Here is an 18,907-nt window from a genome sequence, read left to right as displayed (position 1 = left end):
TCACTTATTTACTTGAATTCTAAAGGACTTGACTTTGGAATCTTTTACCAAGTTGAGAATATAAATTCCAGGTCTTTGTCCGCTAAAGTTAATGATTTCCCCTTGACCGGAGGATTCCTTTGGTAACAAAATCTGTCTTCCAAAGGAATCAAAAATCGCAATCTCTTGGTAATCACCTTCTACGGTTAACAGGCTAGTCACAGGGTTGGGATAGATTCTAAATCCTGTTTCTGGGAGATTTGATTCAGTGAAGGGAGGTTCCATCGAAATATGTGGCCTGACCATCAGGGATCCTTTCACGTCTTTGTTTTCTACCCAGCCGCCTCCGACATTGTAGTTTATCTTATTTCCTTGATCATTGGTCTTATCCAGTCCAATGTGGATAAAATCATTGGTGTATTGTGCAAAACCGATATAAAATGTATCATTTACCTCGATATTTTCTTCCAAAGCAAAGTATTGAAAGCTCTTTCCAGCACTTACAGGGGAAATGATCACTTCTTTTTTATAAACCGGCTTAGAATCCAGATCCTTCCAAATCAAAATATCCACTGCCTGATTTGCTTGAGAAGAATTGGTGAAATTGATGGATATTCCTTTGAGAAAAACAGACTGTGGCGTGGAATAAGCAACTGCAAGCTGTCCCCCTTTTTGGTTGATTCCAGCAGCATAATCAGCCATTCCACGATCATAGGCGAAGAAATCCCGAATTGGAAATACTGAATAAACGGTATCGTTGCTTTTATAATCGACAGATTCAAACCGAGTGGTGTCACCATTGGTGACTGTAAATAAGGGCCCATCACCGGTGGTTAAAAATGTTTTAAAATAGAGGTCGGATTCGATTGTCAGAAATTCAAAATCCTTAAAATCCCGACTTTCAAATTTCCTTCTTTCTAATGCATTCGGAACTGGGTTAAAAGGAGTGTTTAAATTGATGGGGCTAATTAATCTGCCCAAGGAATCTTGGATTAAAACAGAATACTCCATTGCCCTAAATCTATTTTCCAGATTTATAAACTCGTTTGAAACAGTAGTCCAAGCTTGTTTTTGGGAGGTCTTCAAAAGGGCTAGTGGATAGGCGGCGAAATCACCCAATAGAACCTGGTTCGGTGAAGTCAGAGTTCTGTCACGGTAGTTTAAATCAGTGGAAGTCCGTCCGGTGTTGAGATAGACGTAATCTAAAATCCAGCTGTCAAAAGGACCATTTCTTCGACCTTCGGAAAGAAATCTGAATTGAAATTCAGAATGTTGCCAAGCTGGCAAAATTTGGAAGATTTCCTGTTTGAAGTTATTTCTGTCAATTCCAGACCCTCCGGAGGTGGACCAGACTCTTTGCCAGGTTTTTTGAGGAGTGAGGATTTGTAAGACAAATTCATCACTACTGTCTGGAGCCTCTGCTTTTCCCCCTGCTTGCCAATAAAAGCTCAGATAAAGGTTGTTTTGAGCGCCAGAGGATAACTGGGACAGGTTGAAAGGTTTGGAAGTGAATACATCAGTTTGGCCGATATCCCGAGTCTGGAAAGAGTAGGGGTATCCGTTTGAATCCACTCCATTGAATAGGATCATTCCGAAACTTGGGGCATTATTTCCAATGGTTTCAGTATAGGATGCGCCGGAGTTAGTCCATTTAATGGTGTCAATTCCTTGGGAAAAATCATCCCAAAAAGGAAGTGTGTTTTGGGCTTGAATCTTTTGGTTAGGGCCTAAACTGTTGGTTTTGTATTTCAGGGTTTCCAAAGGCCCAAGCTCTTTGAACTGAGCAAGCGCTGGGGTAGCGATTCCTGTGAGGAACACTAAAAGAATTCCTAAAATATGTTTTCCGCCCTTTTTCAAGTAATCAGTTCTTTGCTATCCAGATATCGATGGGTTCACCGGTTTTCACTTCCATTCCTGCAGGAGGGGTTTGAAGAAATATTCTTCCTGCCGGGATAGTATCGTTTGATGAGTAGTTTTTATTTCCCACTCTTAGACCCGAACCTAAAATAAGAAATTCTGCCTCATCTTCTTCCATTCCAATTAGATTGGGAACTTGAAGAACCTGATTACCCATACCATCTCCCACGACTAAGTCAATTCTCGCACCTTTGGGAACTTCAAATCCTTCGGGAACTTTCACTCCTCTGTAACGCTGTTCTAAGACGACATTGATGCCGATATCCGGAACATAAATGATGTCCCCTCTTTCCAATCCCATGTTGGCGAGGATTTCTTGCACATTTTTCAATGGAGTATTGACCAGATTTGGCATCTTCAGCATAGGAGCATTTTGAGCATTCAAAGTCAAGTAGATTTTTCGTCCGCTCTTGACTTGGGAGCTTGCTTCTGGCATCTGTTTTAATATGGCCAAAGCCGGCAATTCGGTGCTAAAGCCAGAATCAATGGATACTTCATATTGAAGTCCAGTAGATTCTAATAATCCTTTTGCTTCGTCAAAGGTGTAGCCAGATAAATCAGGTACTGAGACGGTTTCTCCATGATTGGTGTATAATGGGAGATAGACTTTTAAAAATAAAAAGCCTAAAAGCACGGTTAATCCCAATACGATCAGGATGTGAAATGATATTTTTTTGAAGGAAGAGACTGTAGAACTCATTGGTAAATATTAGCTCCGAAATATAAACTGAATATCGCTGAAGGTTGAAAATAATCCTTGGTTAGAAAGCCACACTTTGCAAAAAATAAGCCGAAGGTGTTGACTCCGGCTCATTTTAAATTAATTTATGATCAGTCGCTTTAACTCCTGGAGTGTATTTGAAGAGATTTTTATGATATACAATCCTGGGGCGAATGTTTGTCTTGAGAAGGTATAGGTTTGGTTTAAAGTACCATCATAGGTAATATCCTGCACCACAGCTCCCGTAGAAGAGATCACCTGAATCCGCACATTTTCCCTCCTTGGCAAATTGAATGAGATGTTGAAATAATCGGAAGCGGGGTTTGGAAACAAAACGCTTGATCCTTCCACCGGGATGACAGGATCTGGATTTGCTCTCAAGAATAGCTCAAGATTGTCCAAATAAATGGTGCTATTTGAAGCTCCTTTGGCATTGAGAACAAAAGCCAAACGGACATTTTTAGAGCCTGGACCAGCAAATTGGGTCAGGTTCACGTATTTTCTGACAAAATCGGATGCTGAACCTGGATTGGCCTCGCCAGCTGTGACCGTCGAGAGCTTTGTCCCTGTCTCTTTCCAAATCTCGGTATAATTGTTACCGCCGTCTTTGCTTGCCAATAGGCTAAGTGAAGTTTCAGGATTGACAGTACCTGCAGCAATATCAAAGAAGACACTGGCCTGGCGACTTACACTTAAGTCAAAAACAGGGGTCCCCAACCAATAATTCTGCCCATTCAACAAGGAATTGGTTCTTCCCAGGTTATTTGGTCCTGCCGCGGAAGAAATTGGAGAAATTGACCAACTGGTTCCATTGGATTCTGGATTAATTGAAATCCATGGCGCTAAAGAGGTGCTGTTATTGAAATTTTGCCTCCAAGGAACTTCAGTTCTATCCGTACTTCGAACCAAGAATCTGGTAAACTCAGGATAGGAGTCTGCATTTTGGTCAAAATTCGGTTCCGAGAGTCGGTAAGCCAGTCTATTTAGACCTGCAGCGGTGGAGTTATTCAATACCAATACGGTTTGCTCTCCTGGTTGGATAGTAGACCCGGAAGCCACAAAAGTCTGAGTTGCCCCAGAATTTGTAGTCCTGGAGAAAAAGAAGCTAGTGACAGGCAGATTTCCTGTATTGGTTACTTGCACTTCTTCCTGGGTACCTGATCCATCGTTGATCGGTGAAGGAGCAACCAATTGATTGATGACCATTCCGTACTTGAATTGCTCTTCAGGAAGAATTCTGATATTTCTCAGATAAATGTTATTGCCGTAGGCATTCTGATTGATAAAGGACAGCCTGATTTTTCCAAGATCTTTGTATCTGGAAAGATTGACTACTTCAAGTCTAAACTGGCTTGAATTCACAGGAATAAATTCGTCCAATGTGGCCGATGCCGTGCCTAACCTTGTGCCTGACTTATTGTATTTAGCCCCTGCGATATCAAAGTTGGAACCGCAATCCTGAGAAATCGCCACGATCAGCGCATCCTGAAAGCCGGATTGATTGTATGGTCCATGCGCAACCTCAAAAACCAATTGAGCATTTGGGTATTTTGCAAGATCTATGGCAGGAGAAGAGAAAAAGTCAAATTGACCAGGGCCTTCATACTCATAGTTTCTGATATAAATTGCCTGTTGACTTTGACCTGAAACCGTGATATTGGTTCTTTCCCATGAAAATCCTCCATCTGGATTGGTAACTATCCAATCTCCCGGGAATTTGGATATGTCATAGGTATAAGGAAGAGTCAATTCTCCTTGAATTACAGGTCGGGATGTCAACGTGTTATTGGCGGCATTTTGATCTGATTGTCCATTTACTTCCGTGACAGTAAATGTAAACTCGTTGGATCCGGTTGCCGGAACTACGATGTCTTTGAAAGTTACCCGGGTGATTTGCCCCGTGGTAAGGTTGGTGGAAACTAATTTGCTTTCTACCAAAGCTCCGTTTCTAAGGAATTCTATTCTGGCGGAAGTGATGGTTTGAGAGCCGGCATTGGCAATCTCAATTGTTGGAGAAACCGTCAGATCGCAAATAGCGGTTAAAGGCTCGATGATTTTGATAATCGCCAAATCTCTATTTTCCAAAACAGGCTCCCGAGTAGCCCTGTTATTTACTAAAGTGATTCTTCGGGGGCTGTTAGCTAAAACCACATTGAATCTTTCAACCTGCCCTTTTGTAAACAGGTTCATACAGGCATCAGGGGTATAATCCATGTAATTTTGAACCATGTCCTGAGATCCACAGGAGAATCTGGATAAGTTGTCGTTACAGGTTGTGTTGGAATTATCTTGTTCGGGAGTATCGGTTACAAAATCATCTACACCACAACCTCCGTCTCCCCAGATATGTCTCAAGCCTAAGTAGTGTCCGACCTCATGTGTGGCGGTTCTACCTTTGGAAGCAGAAATAGCGCTTCCATTCGATCCAAAAAATCGATAATCAATAGTAACACCATCGGTGATTGCTGAAGTAGCGGGGAAGTTTAAACCTGGTAAATTGGAAATAGGGAAAGAAGCATACCCAATAAATGGAGAAACCAATGGAACGACCCAAATATTCATATATTCTTCTGGGTTCCATTGGGACGTTTGACCGATTAGGGTGGCGTCATTTGGAGAGTAAGTCAAATTCGGACCCTGAACTCTTACAATTCCCGTAGTAGGAAGACCATTTGGATCTTGCTTAGCGAGTACAAATTCAATTTTTGAATCTGCAGCTACAGGCTGAAAAGCAGCAGGAGTTCTTGAGGCATCGGCATTGAGTCGTCTGAAATCCTCGTTGAGTGTTTGAATTTGATTAAAAATTTGAGAATCAGGAATGTTTGTTCCGACTCCCAATGCAGAACCTGTGTGGATCACATGGACAACTACAGGGATTTTTCTTACTTCTTCTTGTATTCTTAATTGAGGAGTATTTCTGCGTTCACTGATTTTCTGTTCAAACCAGCTTTCCATGAAAGTTTTGCTTCCGAAATATCCCATTTCCTTTTCCATCATGGCTTCTAGAAATGAGTGGCCACATTTTTCGGTATGGGAATGGGATGAAGTTTGAAAATTATCAATTGCCTTTAATTCCATTTTCTGGCTAAAGGCAAAAGGAGTCATTATGGTACTAATGAGTACAAATGACAAAAAGCTCAGGAGTCGGAAGCCTGTTTTCATTCAGAAAAGTTAAGATCAGGCAAATGTTAAATTGATAGCTTCTACCCGGGTGATTTCGGGGATAGCTCTTTTGATAGCTTCTTCGACACCTGCTTTTAAGGTCATCGAGGACATGGGGCATGAGCCGCAATTTCCTGTCATTTCAATTTTTAACACAAAATCATCCGTCAATTCCACGACCCGGACATTACCTCCGTCAGCTTCCAGATAAGGTCTGATTGTATCCAGAGCAAATTCAATTTTTTCTCTTAGTCCAGTTTCCATGTATTCTCTTAGGCTTTTACTTCTACAATTGTTGTTTTCTCACTCGAGGCATTTCTGATGGCAATTTGTCTTGCTACAGATTCTGCCAAATTCATATAGGCATCTTGGGTCGGGCCAACTTTCAATACTGCTGGATATCCGGTGTCCCCGCTTTCCCTGATGGATTGCACGATTGGGACTTCGCCCAAAAACGGTACCTGATATTTTTCAGCAAGCTTTTTTCCTCCGTCTTTTCCAAATAAATAGTATTTATTTTCCGGGAGTTCCTCTGGCGTAAAATAAGCCATATTTTCAATAACACCTAAGACAGGTACATTAATTTGAGGCTGCTTAAACATGGAAAGACCTTTGTTTGCGTCAGCTAAGGCAATTTTTTGAGGAGTGGTGACAATCACTGCGCCTGTCACAGGTACTGTTTGCACCATAGTTAAGTGGATGTCGGATGTCCCTGGAGGCAAATCAATCAATAAGTAGTCCAACTCTCCCCATTCCACATCAGCGATAAATTGCCTCAAAGCAGAACTGGCCATTGGTCCTCTCCAAACGACTGCACTGTCAGCTGGGGTCAAAAACCCGATAGACATCAGTTTTACTCCATATTGGGTGATTGGGATGATCGTATTTTTTTCACCTACCTTTTTGACTGCAGGCTGTTCGCCTTCTACATTAAACATGGTAGGGATAGAAGGGCCTGAAATGTCAGCATCGATCAATCCCACTTTTGCGCCGGATTTTGCCAAGGCCACAGCAAGATTGACGGAAGTGGTTGATTTTCCAACTCCACCTTTTCCTGAAGCAATAGCAATGATATTTTTAACTTCAGGAAGAATAGGAGTGGCTTCCCGTACAGTGGTTACCTGTGAAGTCATGAAAATTTCCCATTCCCATTCCTTGCCGTGATCTTCTTCCAACGCCTCCAAGCAATTATTTTTGATTACTTCCTTTAGAGGACAGGCAGGAGTGGTCAGAACCACTTTGAAACTTACCTTTTTCCCTTCGATTTGGATGGATTGAATCATTCCCAAAGAGACCAGATCTCTTTTAAGATCAGGATCCTGAACTCTGGAAAGGGTCTTTTTTATATCTTCAGAAGTCAAAAGCATGGGTGTTATTAAATTTTTCGCAAGTTAGCCTAAGATTGTCTCTTAGAAAAACCAATTTCTATTTTGGATAGAAACTCCCCGCGGGGCTGAATAGTTCTCAGATTCTACTTCAATTATCCGGTCTAGATTTTAACTTTGTTGCATCCCCTTTCCTATGATCAGTAAACATACATCCGACCTAGTAAGAGAACGTGCCGACATTGAAGAAGTGGTGGGAGAGTATGTCCCACTCAAAAAGAAGGGCCAGAATCTTTGGGCATGTTGTCCTTTTCATGGGGAAAAAACGCCATCATTTTCGATTTCTCCTGCCAAGCAGATCTATAAATGCTTTGGTTGTGGAAAGGCCGGAGATCCTATCCAGTTTATTATGGATATTGAAGGAATTGGCTTTCAGGAGGCGATCCGACATTTGGCGATCAAGTATGGCATAGAGATAGAAGAGGATGAAAAGCTTACGCCAGAGCAAAATCTAGAGCAAAATGAGCGGGAAAGCCTGTTCATTGCCTTGAATTTTGCCAAGGATTTTTTTGTGAAAAACCTAGAAACGGAGGAAGGAAGGTCGATTGGTTTAAGCTATTTTAAAGAGAGAGGCTTTACTCCCCAGATAATTCAGAAGTTTGACTTAGGTTATGCGCTGGATGGGTGGGATAATTTACTTAAGGCGGCAAAAAACAATGGTTTTCAGGAAGATATCTTGCTGAAAGCGGGTTTGATTTTGCAAAAGGAAGGAGATCCCAGCAGGCTTTATGATAGATTTAGAAATCGCGTCACTTTCACTATCCACAATGTCAGTGGGAAGCCCATCGCTTTTGGTGCGAGAATTCTGACCAAGGATAAGAATCAGCCCAAATACATCAACTCTCCTGAAACTCCGGTTTACCACAAGAGTGATGTGCTCTACGGGATTTTTCAGGCTAAAAAATCTATTCGGGACAAAGACAACTGCTACCTGGTAGAAGGATACACCGATGTGGTTTCCATGCATTTATCGGGAATTGAAAATGTGGTGGCTTCATCGGGGACTTCCCTTACTGAGGGACAAATCAAATTGATCAAGCGATTCACCAACCATGTCACTGTATTGTATGATGGTGACTCGGCAGGGATCAAAGCTTCTCTCAGGGGGATTGATTTGCTTTTGGAAGGAGGACTTCATGTTAAGGCTGTGGTTTTTCCGGATGGAGAAGATCCGGACAGTTATTCCAGAAAGGTTGGAAGTCAAGCTTTTCAGGAGTATTTGGAGCAAAACAGCAAGGACTTTATCGGGTTTAAAATTGGGCTTTACAAAGATGAAATCGCCAAAGATCCAATCAGAAAGGCTGAGGTAATCCGCGAAGTAGTCCAAAGTATCGGAAAAATACCGGATCCTATCGTTCGGTCGGTCTACACCAAAGAAGCATCAGGCTTACTTCAAATTGAAGAGGAAATCCTTCTGGGGGAACTGAATAAAACCATGCTGAAGCATCAGCGGGATCATTTTCAGAAATCCAAAGAAGAGAAGGAAGCCGAAGCAGCCCTTGAAGAACTTATTCCGGTAAAGGATCCAACAATTTCACTGGATGAGGTATTAAGCATTCAGGAGAAGGAAACCATCCGTCTTTTGTTGAATTACGGATTGGAAAAAATCGGTGATGAGGATCTGTATTTATCTCAATATTTACTTTCAGAGACAGAAGAGCTGGAATTTAAGACCCCAATTTATCAGAAAATCCTTTTTGAATACCGGTCCAGATTGGCAAAAGGAGAGATTCCGTCCATTGATATATTCACTAGGCACCAAGACCCAGAGATCCAAAAAGAAGCGATAGATCTTATCACTCCTCGGCATGAAGTCAGTCACCATTGGCATGAAAGGCACCAAATCTTTATCCATGTAGAATCTGATGATCTAGCTTCCACTGCGTACAAAAGTATCCTTCGTCTCAAAAGAAGGCTGATCATGAAAATGATGGATGAGGCTAAGAATAAAATTAAATCAGGGGAAGAGAAAGGAGAGGAGCCTGAAAAGATCCTTGAATATCAGCTCATTTACATGGAGTTGAAAAAAGTGCAATACGAAATTGATAAGGAGCTGGGTATAGTGATTGGATAATGCCAAACTTTCTTTGGTCTTTATCAGTTTTGAGGGAGAAACAGCCTACCTTTGTGTCCCAGTTAATCAAACAAGAAAACCCGTGGAAAACTACCAACTTCATTCTATAGAAGAAGCCATTGAAGCCATAAAAAACGGTGAAGTGATCATCGTCGTGGACGATGAGGATCGTGAAAACGAAGGGGATTTTATTTGCGCAGCAGAAAAAATCACTCCAGAAATCGTCAATTTCATGGCTACCCATGGTCGTGGTCTGATCTGCGCTCCGCTCATTGAAGACCGATGTGATCAATTGGGATTGGAATTAATGGTAGGTACCAATACCGCTGCTTTTGAGACTCCATTTACTGTATCGGTGGACCTTGTAGGTCATGGATGTACCACGGGAATTTCAGCATCTGACCGTGCCAAAACTATTAAAGCTTTGATTGACGATTCCATTCATCCGAGTGAATTGGGAAAGCCAGGGCATATTTTTCCCTTGAAGGCCAAAAGAGGCGGAGTTTTAAGAAGGTCCGGCCACACTGAGGCAGCTATAGATTTTGCCAGACTTGCGGGCTTGGCTCCGGCAGGAGTTTTGGTGGAAATTATGAACGAAGATGGCACGATGGCCAGACTTCCGGATTTGATCAAAGTAAGCGAGCGATTTAACCTGAAGTTAGTTTCAATCAAAGATTTGATTGCCTATAGGCTAAAAAATGAATCCCTGATCAAGCGGGAGATAGGTGTGGAAATGCCTACCAACTGGGGTGATTTTGATTTGATTGCTTTCCGGCAGACCAATACACAGGAAATTCACATGGCTTTGATAAAAGGCACTTGGGAAAAAGATGAGCCTGTTTTGGTCCGTGTCCATTCCTCCTGCGCTACCGGGGATATCTTTGGATCTTGCCGTTGCGATTGTGGGCCACAGCTTCATGCAGCCATGGAAATGGTCGAAAAAGAAGGGAAAGGTGTCGTCCTGTATATGAATCAGGAAGGTAGAGGAATTGGCTTGATTAATAAACTGAAAGCTTATAAGCTACAGGAGCAGGGGATGGATACCGTTCAGGCTAATTTGGCTTTGGGCCTTCCAATGGATAGCCGGGATTATGGAGTGGGGGCACAAATTCTTCGGGATCTGGAAATCAGCAAAATCAGATTGATCTCCAATAATCCCCAGAAAAGAGTTGGCCTACTGGGTTACGGTCTTGAAATCGTGGAGCAGGTTCCGATTGAAATCAAACCTAATCCTCACAATGAAAAATACCTTCAGACCAAGCGTGATAAAATGGGACATAACATCCTGAAATAATCCGGTTTTTGTATTTTGGTTAAAGGATTTGTTCGGTTTTGAAACAACCCAAATGCAGGGGCAGCGTTTATCATTTTAAAAGTTGATATTCATGAATAAGGTAATATTTTCTGTTTTATTGCTTGTATTCGCTTGTTTTGGATTACAGGCTCAAAACCAGTTTCCTTCCCAGATTTGGCACAAGGGAAATATATTTCTTGCCGATGGCCAGACCGTTTCTGGCTTGGTGAAATATGATTTAGATAACAATGTGGTGCAGCTTCAAACCGAGACTGTGACCACATTCACGGCGTCCAATGTTTCTAATTTTGAAATTTATGATGAAACTTACGGAGGCATCCGAAAATTCTACAGCCTTCCTTATGCTTTAAATGGAGATTATGAGGTTCCGATCTTTTTTGAAGTATTGACTCAGGGCGAAAACATTGCCCTCCTTTGCAGAGAGTATATCGCTACAGATAATCGAGGCATGAACAACTGGGGCCCTATGGCCATGAATCCATTTTGGGGACAGCCTTCTCCCATTGGTTATCGATTAGCTTTCAATTACTATTTTTTCAAAAATGGAAGGCTTGAGAGATATAGCTTGAAGAAAAAGGACCTGTTTACCATGCTTCCAGGCTACGACAATGAGATTAATCTCTTCATGAGGAAAAACAGACTGGAGCACGACAAACGCGGAGATCTACTTCGGATTACAGCTTATTACAACGAATTAAAAAATTAAATGTCAAAGCCTCTTATTCTCGTCTCCAATGACGATGGAATCACCTCGAAAGGAATTCGTGTTCTTGTATCAGTGATGAAAAAGCTAGGGGATGTGGTGGTCGTCGCTCCAGACAGCCCTCAATCAGGTATGGGGCATGCAATTACAATCGGGGAGACCCTTAGGCTGTATGAGGAAGAAATTTTTGACGATGTATTGGCCTACAAATCAAGTGGTACTCCGGCTGATTGCGTAAAACTTGCCAAGCACTATGTGTTGAAAGATAGAACTCCAGACTTAGTGGTCAGTGGAATCAATCATGGTTCCAACACCTCTATTTCAGTGCTGTATTCGGGAACTATGTCCGCTGCCATTGAAGGTGCTTTAGAAGGGTATCCTTCCATAGGGTTTAGTCTTTGTGACTTTTCTTCCAAAGCCGATTTTTCCCACGTAGAGGAATGGGTAGAAAAAATTGCCCGTCAGGTATTGGAGAGGGGAATTGCGAAAGGTGTGGCTTTAAATGTGAATTTTCCTCCTAAAAGGAATGAAGCAATCAAAGGGATAAAGCTTTGCCGACAGGCAGATGCAAAATGGCAGGAAGAGTTTGCAGAAAGATTTGATCCTACAGGAAGAAAGTACTTCTGGATGGCGGGAAACTTTGTGAATTTTGACAAAGGGGAAGACAATGATGAGTGGGCAATCGCTAACAATTATGTCTCCATTGTGCCTTGTCAATACGACCTAACAGCCTATCATGCGATCTCCCAGATCAACAAAGAATGGGATTGGGATAATTTGTAACTATTTCCCGAGGAGTTGACCGGCAAAGAATAGTTTATTTTTTTTCCGAATATCCTTAATTTGCGAATAGGATTGAATAATATTCTTGCATTGTCACCCAGACTGTCCCTCTTGTTAGTGCCTTTTTATTTTGGTTTCCTTAGTTCTCTGTGGGCTTCGGAGATTGAAGGACAGGATTCTTTGCTCATTAATCTGAAGGGAAAAGAGCGGATTGAACCATTGAATAAACTTGCTACCGACCTGAGAGAATCTGATCAGGATCTAGCCATGAAATATTCTTTTGAAGCCGACTCTTTAGCAACAGTTTTCAATGATTTGTCAGCCAGAAGCAGAGCCTTAGAGAATATTGGATGGATTTATTATCGAAAAGGCAACTGGCAAAAATCTTTTGAGTATTCTAAAAAAGCTTATGAATTTGCCTTAGACTCAAAAGATAAGCTTCAGGCTGCGAGGCTGATGAACAATATGGGTGCCCTGTACTATGAGCAGAAAAATCACCCTAAATCCATAGAGCAGTTTAGAAAAGGCTATCTGCTTGCTACTGAGGTGGATGATTTATACACCAGGATCAGAAGCTTAAATAATATGGCTCTGAATTTTAGCCAATCAGGTCAGCAGGATTCAGCTTTGTATTATGCTAATTTATCTATTCGATTAAATAAGGAAGCTGGATCTCCTTACCTGACCTCTTTTGCTCATCGTGTGGTAGGGGATGTGTTTTTGGCAAAAGGCCAGTATGATACTGCTCAAGTGATTTTTCAAAAGTCTTTGGAAATGGCCCGAAATCAGGGGGTCAAGTCTTTTGAGGCTGGTATTCTTCACCGACTTGGACATGCCTATTTTTTGGACAATAAACTGGATAAGGCTAAGGAAATTCTTGAATATTCTGTCGATTTCTGCTTGAAAAACCAATATCTGGACGAGCTTTCCAGTAGTTATAAGTACCTTTACCAAGTTTATGAGAAAGAAGGAAACCTTCAAAAAGCCTTCTTCAATCAGTCTCAATACCTTCTTTACTATGACTCCCTAGTCAATAAAAGCAATCGTGACAGGCTGGCACTGGTTCAAGGCATGTTTGAGGAAGATTTGGCGAGTTCAGAACTTGAATTGCTGAAAGCCCAAAATGAAAATCAATCTCTTCGTTTAGCCACTTCCAGGAGGTATACCTTATTTTTTGCGATCGCTGCTGTGCTAATTGCTGCATTGGGAATCTGGATGTACCTGTTGAACCGAAACATGAGAAAGGTCAATCGAGACCTATCCGCTCAGCAAAAGAAAATCGCCGACCAAAACCAAGAATTAGAGCAACAATCCGAGCAGCTGAAATCCATCAATGAGACCAAAAACAAACTTTTTTCAATACTCGGACATGATCTTCGTGGTCCGGTAGGTCAAATCAAATCAGTCGTGGATCTAATGCTTCAGGATCAGCTGGAAAAAGAAGAGTTTTTTGAATTGCTGAATTATTTAAAAAAGGATATTGACTCGGTAAATTTCACGCTAAACAATACCCTGAAATGGTCCATGGCTCAAATGGAAGGTTTCGAACTAAACCCCTTAAATTTTAATCTTTTTGAGGTGGTTAAAAACTCTCTTGATTTACTGCAAGCATCCATTAAAGAAAAAGACCTGGTTGTTTTTAATCAACTGAGAAGTGAAACTTTGGCTTTTGGGGATCCTGATCTAGTAGAAGTAGTAGTGAGAAATTTGATCAATAATGCTGTGAAATTTTCCAATCCCGGAGATGCGATCACAATTTATGCGGAGAAGAATAAGGATTTTCTTGAACTCTATATTTTGGATCAGGGGATTGGAATGAGCCAGGAACAGATAGATGAAATTCTTTCTGAACAATATATGCTGTCCAAATCAAAGCTAGGGACTAATAAGGAAAAAGGTTCTGGACTTGGACTTCAGCTAGTTAAAGATTTTGTCAAAATGAATAGAGGAAAAATTGAAATTGATTCCCACCCCGGACATGGAACCAAGTTCTGCGTTAAACTCCCTTTGCTAGTCTAAAATTTCCTCTCTAGGTATAAAAAGGAAGTCTTCAGGATTGATTTTATTTTTGATGATTTCAAACTTTATCGTTTGATCAAGAATGTCCTTCAAGGCCTTTTTTGAAACTCCTCCTTCGGTGGTCCATTTTGTTTGTTTTATCCAGGCTTTTACATCTTCCAAATTCAAGTGGTAGGATTCTGATAGCCGGATTGGTAATTCAGCATCTATGCTGAGGCTTTTGGAAATGGCATAAACTTGATTTCTGATTCTATTGATCCAAGGAGAAAATTCCTGAATGGATCTTTCGTTGACCACAAAAACAAAACATGGCCATGGACTTGGGATTTCGCCAATCCGCTTCATAGAGCCAGCTTTGACCTCAGGAGTTGTGGTATATTTTTCCCAAAGGAACATTCCCGGACTTCCCGAATCAAATGCTTCTTTAGCCCCATCGAGATTCCCAACAAGCTCAAAGGTTAAACTGTTTTTTTTCCAGCCTTTTGCGTCTGCCAATACCATAGCCATTAAGTGTGAACCAGAGCCCATTCTACTTACTAAAAAATGCCTGCTTTGAATTTGTTCTGCCGACTTTGCCTGATGAGTAGGGCTGACATGAACACCCCAAGTCAAGGGCGTATTAACATGGAACCCTGCCATTTTCACATCCGAATTGGATTCAAATTCTTTCAGGAAACTTTCCGTCAGCATGATAGCCATGTCAGCATCTCCATTTTTGAGGTCCAAGGCCATTTGGCCAGACCCTCTGGATTCCTCCCTCCATTCAATGAGTAAGCCTTCTTCCTTGAAAGGTTGTTTTTCTTTCAAAATCCTGAATGGAAAATTAAAATGCTCAGGGACTCCTACAATTCGGAAGGTTTTCATATCAAAGAATTTTTTCAAAAATAAAAAAGCCGATTCTAAAATGAACCGGCTTTAGGATAGGATGTTCAAAATCAATCGTGGGTGGCTTTTCGATCGGTGATGAACAGGTTGGATAAGCCTGCCAAAATCAACAACGTTCCAGCCAAGAGCATGGTGTTGATTACTTCATCTCCAAACAAAAGTTTGTAAAGAAAATTTACACCTCCCAGCGCGGCCACTATCTGGGGAATCACAATAAACATATTGAATATCCCCATATAAACGCCCATTTTCTTAGTGTTAACAGAACTGGAAAGCATGGCATAAGGCATAGATAGAATGCTGGCCCAAGCAATTCCAACCAAAGCAAAGCACAGGTGAAGCATCCAAGGGGCCGTGATGTAATAAATGGATATAAACCCAATTCCGCCCGCAATCAAGCTTAGGAGATGGAGCAGTTTACGGTTGATTTTGATCCTTGAGGCTACAAAGGATAAAATCAGTGCATATACCATGGAAATTAGACCATAAGTACCAAGATAGTTTCCTACACTGTCAGCTGCATCATTGTAGGCGGCGGAACTAGTGTCAGTTGCTCCAAAAACGTGTTCGGTAATCGCCGGAGTGGCAAAGCTCCACATGGTGAAGAAGGCAAACCAAGAGAAAAATTGTACAAGTCCAAGTTGCCGCATAACCACTGGCATGGTGGAAATATTTTCCATGATTTCTTTAAAACCATGGAAAAATCCTTTTTTCTCTGCTTTATCCCGCTCAAACTCCTCCAGATCCTCTGGCGGATATTCATCTGTAGTAAGGATGGTAATCAATATGGAGGTAAACAGGACAAATGCTCCAATCCCAAAAGCATATTTCACAGAATCCGGAACTACTCCTTCTGGAGCAGTATTTGCCACTCCAATTTGAGTCATCATCCAAGGTAAATTGGAGGCGATCCAGGTTCCGACACCGATGATCAAGGTTTGAACTACAAAGCCATAGGAACGCTGGGAATTGGGAAGTTTGTCTGCAACTAGTGCCCGGAATGGCTCCATGGAAATGTTGATGGATGCATCCAAAATCCAAAGAGCTCCAGCAGCCATCCACAAAGCAGAAGAGTATGGCGCAAGAAATAAAGCGATGGTGCTGAAAACTGCCCCGAAAAAGAAAAACGGCTTTCTTCTCCCGAATTTGGGATGCCAAGTCCTGTCACTTAAATAACCCACAATAGGCTGTACTAAGAGTCCTGTCAGGGGAGCGGCGATCCACAGAAATGGGATAGCGTCTTTATCGGCTCCTAGAGTTTGGAAGATTCTCGACATGAACCCACCTTGAAGGGCAAATCCAAATTGGATGCCTAGAAAGCCAAAGCTCATATTCCAGATCTGCCAGAAACTAAGCTTCTTTTTGATTTCGATCATTTTGGGTGAGGGTTATTTTAGTAAAGTCCAGTGATTTCAAAATACTCTAGACGGTTTGGTATTTCTAAGAAAGAGAGATTTTTGATCTCGAAGTAAGGGTGATTATGCTCAGGTAATGGGTCGAATTCAGTCAGCTTGCCAAGGAAGGCGTAATTTTCTTTTTTCAGCTCCAGGGTGTTATCTGAAATTTGGACAGAAGAATTTTCGAAACCATGGAAATATATTCTCAGACTGGAAAAGTCAGTAGGATAGTTCCCTTCTGCCTGAGTCAGGCGAATGGATTTAGTTTCTGGAGAATAGGTGATTTTTCTTTTGAAATAGCCGTCGTTTAAATACTCAAAGCCATCTCCGGCATCCTCATAATGAAGAAATTCAGACCCTTCGCTTCCCTTGTACACATGAATTCTCAATATCCCATCATGTTTGGCTCCCGTGAATTCCACCTCAGACTGCATGGTGAAAATCTGTCCAGCTTTAACAAACACCGGAAGGTAATTGAGGGGACAATCTTGATAAATAGTTGCCTGTCCCGCATGCTTTTGGTCCGAGTAGAGGTAATACCAATCTCCCTTAGGGAGATACACTTTACAGATTTCCCGAAAACTTTCTATTGGGGCCACCAAGAAACTACTACAAAACAGGTATTGATTCTGGAAGGCGGATTGATAAATATTTTGGTCTTGAGCATATTGAATCGCCAGACTTTCTGCTAGAGGAAGACCTGTTTGTGTGCTTGAATAAAAAGAGCTGTAAAGGGTAGGCAATAATTTGTACCTCAGCTTCATGTAGTTTCTGCTGATTTCCTCAGTTTCTTCCCCAAAAGCCCAAGGTTCAGAATCTTTGGTATTGATCATGGAGTGAGCACGGTAAAAAGGAGCAAAAGCTGCAATACTCATCCAGCGGGCAAACAAGCCTTTGGAAGCCTCTCCTGCAAATCCTCCTACATCATAACCTGCAAAAGACACTCCGCTAAGTCCTAAACTATTCACAAGGCGAACCCCAGCCAGCATATGTTCTTCTGAGGCGACATTATCTCCAGTCCATGCAGCCGCATAGCGCTGAATTCCTGCAAAGCCGGATCTTGTCAAGACAAAAGGTCTGGAATTCGGATTTTGAAATGCAGCACCTTCCTGGGCACTTCTGGCCATTTGCATTCCATAAATGTTTCTCGCCTTTCGGTGAGAAGCCTTTTCACCTTCGTATTCAAATTCTATCAAATTGGGAGTGAATTGACCCCAAGAGGCAGGCTCATTCATGTCTGTCCAAAATCCATCTACTCCAGCTTCCGTGTAGAATGCCATTTTCTCTGCCCACCAAGTCCGTGTTGCTTCTTTGGTAAAATCCGGGAATGCACACCAGCCTGGCCAAACTTGAGCTTCGTAAACTTCTCCGTCTGGATATTTGATAAATAAGTCCTTGTCAAGTCCCTCCGTGTAAGGGAGATAACCTTTTTCTGTCTTGATACCGGGATCCATGATAACCACCACCCGAAATCCTTTTTCCTTTAGTCTGGAAATCATGGCTTTTGGATCGGTGAATTTTTCTCCATCAAAAGTGAAAACCTTATAAGCTTCCATATGATGGATGTCCAGATAGATTACATCTGCAGGCATCTTTTTATCTCGGAATCCTTGGGCTACGGCATATACTTCAGAGTCAGGATAGTAAGAATAGCGGCATTGCTGGAATCCAAGGGCCCATTTTGGGGGCATCTGCATCCGTCCAGTCAAGCGAGTATATGCTTCAATTATCGCAGCAGGGGTAGGGTAGTGGACAAAATAATACTCCATGTCCCCGTCTTCGGCTGAGAAATAAATGAATCTGTTGGTGGAGGCGCCGAAATTGAATACAGTTTTATGAGTGTTGTCTAAGAAAATACCGTAAGAACCCGCGTCATGTATCCCCAAATAAAAAGGTATGCTGAGGTATAGAGGATCGTCTCCGACACCGTATGCAAAGTAATCTGTGTTCCAGTTAGTATAGGCCTGCCCTACTCGATTGAGATTTCCTGTTTTTTCTCCTAGTCCTATAAATTTTTCCCCCTTTTGGACTTTTTTGTAGTTGGTCACTTCTGAACCTATCCATGAAATGGAAAGTGGATCATCCGAATTCAGAAGATGATCATCCTGGTCAAAAAAGCTTAAACTGAAATTATCGAGATTAACAATAACCTTCAGTCCAGGGGTTTTGAGCTCTAAAAATCCTCCAGATTCCAAGAAGTCAACCTGACAGGATTCCGGCTGGGCAATTACAGAATAAGGATTGCTTTCAAATTCATCAAATCGGGAAGCCTGCACTCTGACAATGCCATTCTCAAAGAAGGATAATCGGAATTTTCCGATTTCGCTGTTTCCTTCCAGAACTTGATTTTCGTACTTCCAGGAAAGCACTTTTCCGAAAGTTTGATTATGATTCGAATTTTTTGAAATGGCTCGGCTCTTAATATCGTGACTCATGGGCAATCCTGAGGGTTTAACGGGTAGGTCTTCTGCTAAATTAGAAATCTAATACTAGGTTTAAAACCCTCCAAAAAGCCCTTTTTAGCAGTGAAAAGCAGGTTTTTAACAAATAAATAGGGCAAATTTTAA

At 41.7% G+C, this 18,907-nt stretch carries 13 protein-coding genes; 5 read left to right on the top strand and 8 right to left on the bottom strand.

Annotated elements, in window-relative coordinates; translation table 11 throughout:
- From G458_RS0100470 to G458_RS0100450, 5 genes are all read right to left on the bottom strand, one after another.
- Entirely contained in the window at window positions 1-1,836 is a 1,836-nt protein-coding gene (locus G458_RS0100470) for a T9SS type A sorting domain-containing protein (protein ID WP_026950157.1), read from the bottom strand.
- A gap of 4 nt (window positions 1,837-1,840) precedes the next feature.
- Complete coding sequence (locus tag G458_RS0100465; protein WP_026950156.1) at window positions 1,841-2,596, bottom strand: PASTA domain-containing protein; 756 nt, start codon at window positions 2,594-2,596, stop codon at window positions 1,841-1,843.
- 120 nt (window positions 2,597-2,716) lie between these two features.
- A complete protein-coding gene (locus tag G458_RS0100460) occupies window positions 2,717-5,779 on the bottom strand; it encodes a T9SS-dependent choice-of-anchor J family protein (protein WP_026950155.1) in 3,063 nt (1,020 codons plus the stop codon).
- Window positions 5,780-5,794: 15 nt separating this feature from the next.
- Entirely contained in the window at window positions 5,795-6,043 is a 249-nt protein-coding gene (locus G458_RS0100455) for a NifU family protein (protein ID WP_026950154.1), read from the bottom strand.
- 8 nt (window positions 6,044-6,051) lie between these two features.
- Window positions 6,052-7,146 carry an Mrp/NBP35 family ATP-binding protein gene (locus tag G458_RS0100450; RefSeq protein WP_026950153.1) on the bottom strand — a complete coding sequence of 365 codons (1,095 nt, stop codon included), beginning with the start codon at window positions 7,144-7,146 and terminating at the stop codon, window positions 6,052-6,054.
- A gap of 154 nt (window positions 7,147-7,300) precedes the next feature.
- Here G458_RS0100450 and dnaG point away from each other — a divergent pair, with 154 nt between their 5' ends.
- The 5 genes from dnaG (at window position 7,301) to G458_RS0100425 (ending at window position 14,058) form a co-directional block, all read left to right on the top strand.
- Window positions 7,301-9,238 carry a DNA primase gene (dnaG, locus tag G458_RS0100445; protein ID WP_026950152.1) on the top strand — a complete coding sequence of 646 codons (1,938 nt, stop codon included), beginning with the start codon at window positions 7,301-7,303 and terminating at the stop codon, window positions 9,236-9,238.
- An 82-nt stretch (window positions 9,239-9,320) separates the two neighbouring features.
- The gene (locus tag G458_RS0100440) at window positions 9,321-10,532 is read left to right on the top strand and encodes a bifunctional 3,4-dihydroxy-2-butanone-4-phosphate synthase/GTP cyclohydrolase II (protein ID WP_026950151.1); all 1,212 of its coding nucleotides are present in this window, start codon (window positions 9,321-9,323) and stop codon (window positions 10,530-10,532) included.
- A 91-nt stretch (window positions 10,533-10,623) separates the two neighbouring features.
- Window positions 10,624-11,259 (top strand): hypothetical protein, encoded by a 636-nt coding sequence (locus G458_RS0100435; RefSeq protein ID WP_026950150.1) that lies wholly within the window; start codon window positions 10,624-10,626, stop codon window positions 11,257-11,259.
- On the top strand, window positions 11,260-12,039 hold the full coding sequence (gene surE / locus G458_RS0100430) for a 5'/3'-nucleotidase SurE (protein ID WP_026950149.1): 780 nt from the start codon (window positions 11,260-11,262) through the stop codon (window positions 12,037-12,039). It abuts the gene before it with no gap.
- Between the two features lie 180 nt (window positions 12,040-12,219).
- On the top strand, window positions 12,220-14,058 hold the full coding sequence (locus tag G458_RS0100425; RefSeq protein WP_211234609.1) for a tetratricopeptide repeat-containing sensor histidine kinase: 1,839 nt from the start codon (window positions 12,220-12,222) through the stop codon (window positions 14,056-14,058).
- Here the strand turns inward: G458_RS0100425 and G458_RS0100420 are convergent.
- From G458_RS0100420 to G458_RS0100410, 3 genes are all read right to left on the bottom strand, one after another.
- Complete coding sequence (locus G458_RS0100420; protein ID WP_026950147.1) at window positions 14,050-14,922, bottom strand: type 2 periplasmic-binding domain-containing protein; 873 nt, start codon at window positions 14,920-14,922, stop codon at window positions 14,050-14,052. The two genes, G458_RS0100425 and G458_RS0100420, sit on opposite strands and share 9 nt — an antisense overlap.
- Window positions 14,923-14,993: 71 nt before the next feature.
- Window positions 14,994-16,319 carry an MFS transporter gene (locus G458_RS0100415; protein WP_026950146.1) on the bottom strand — a complete coding sequence of 442 codons (1,326 nt, stop codon included), beginning with the start codon at window positions 16,317-16,319 and terminating at the stop codon, window positions 14,994-14,996.
- Between the two features lie 17 nt (window positions 16,320-16,336).
- Window positions 16,337-18,775: a glycoside hydrolase family 31 protein gene (locus G458_RS0100410; RefSeq protein WP_051286930.1), complete on the bottom strand. Its 2,439-nt coding sequence runs from the start codon at window positions 18,773-18,775 to the stop codon at window positions 16,337-16,339.
- Window positions 18,776-18,907 lie beyond the last annotated feature (132 nt).

Origin of the sequence: Algoriphagus mannitolivorans DSM 15301 (assembly GCF_000429425.1) — a bacterium.
Lineage (GTDB): Bacteria > Bacteroidota > Bacteroidia > Cytophagales > Cyclobacteriaceae > Algoriphagus > Algoriphagus mannitolivorans.
Note: the sequence above shows the minus strand (reverse complement) of the source record. Positions and strands in the feature narration are given on the sequence as shown.

What these genes read in the sequence shown, in the direction of transcription:
- G458_RS0100455 (WP_026950154.1), bottom strand. Translation starts at nt 6,043, where the DNA reads ATGGAAACTGGACTAAGAGAAAAAATTGAATTTGCTCTGGATACAATC.
- G458_RS0100450 (WP_026950153.1), bottom strand. Translation starts at nt 7,146, where the DNA reads ATGCTTTTGACTTCTGAAGATATAAAAAAGACCCTTTCCAGAGTTCAG.
- G458_RS0100420 (WP_026950147.1), bottom strand. Translation starts at nt 14,922, where the DNA reads ATGAAAACCTTCCGAATTGTAGGAGTCCCTGAGCATTTTAATTTTCCA.
- G458_RS0100460 (WP_026950155.1), bottom strand. Translation starts at nt 5,779, where the DNA reads ATGAAAACAGGCTTCCGACTCCTGAGCTTTTTGTCATTTGTACTCATT.
- G458_RS0100410 (WP_051286930.1), bottom strand. Translation starts at nt 18,775, where the DNA reads ATGAGTCACGATATTAAGAGCCGAGCCATTTCAAAAAATTCGAATCAT.
- G458_RS0100415 (WP_026950146.1), bottom strand. Translation starts at nt 16,319, where the DNA reads ATGATCGAAATCAAAAAGAAGCTTAGTTTCTGGCAGATCTGGAATATG.
- dnaG (WP_026950152.1), top strand. Translation starts at nt 7,301, where the DNA reads ATGATCAGTAAACATACATCCGACCTAGTAAGAGAACGTGCCGACATT.
- G458_RS0100435 (WP_026950150.1), top strand. Translation starts at nt 10,624, where the DNA reads ATGAATAAGGTAATATTTTCTGTTTTATTGCTTGTATTCGCTTGTTTT.
- G458_RS0100465 (WP_026950156.1), bottom strand. Translation starts at nt 2,596, where the DNA reads ATGAGTTCTACAGTCTCTTCCTTCAAAAAAATATCATTTCACATCCTG.
- surE (WP_026950149.1), top strand. Translation starts at nt 11,260, where the DNA reads ATGTCAAAGCCTCTTATTCTCGTCTCCAATGACGATGGAATCACCTCG.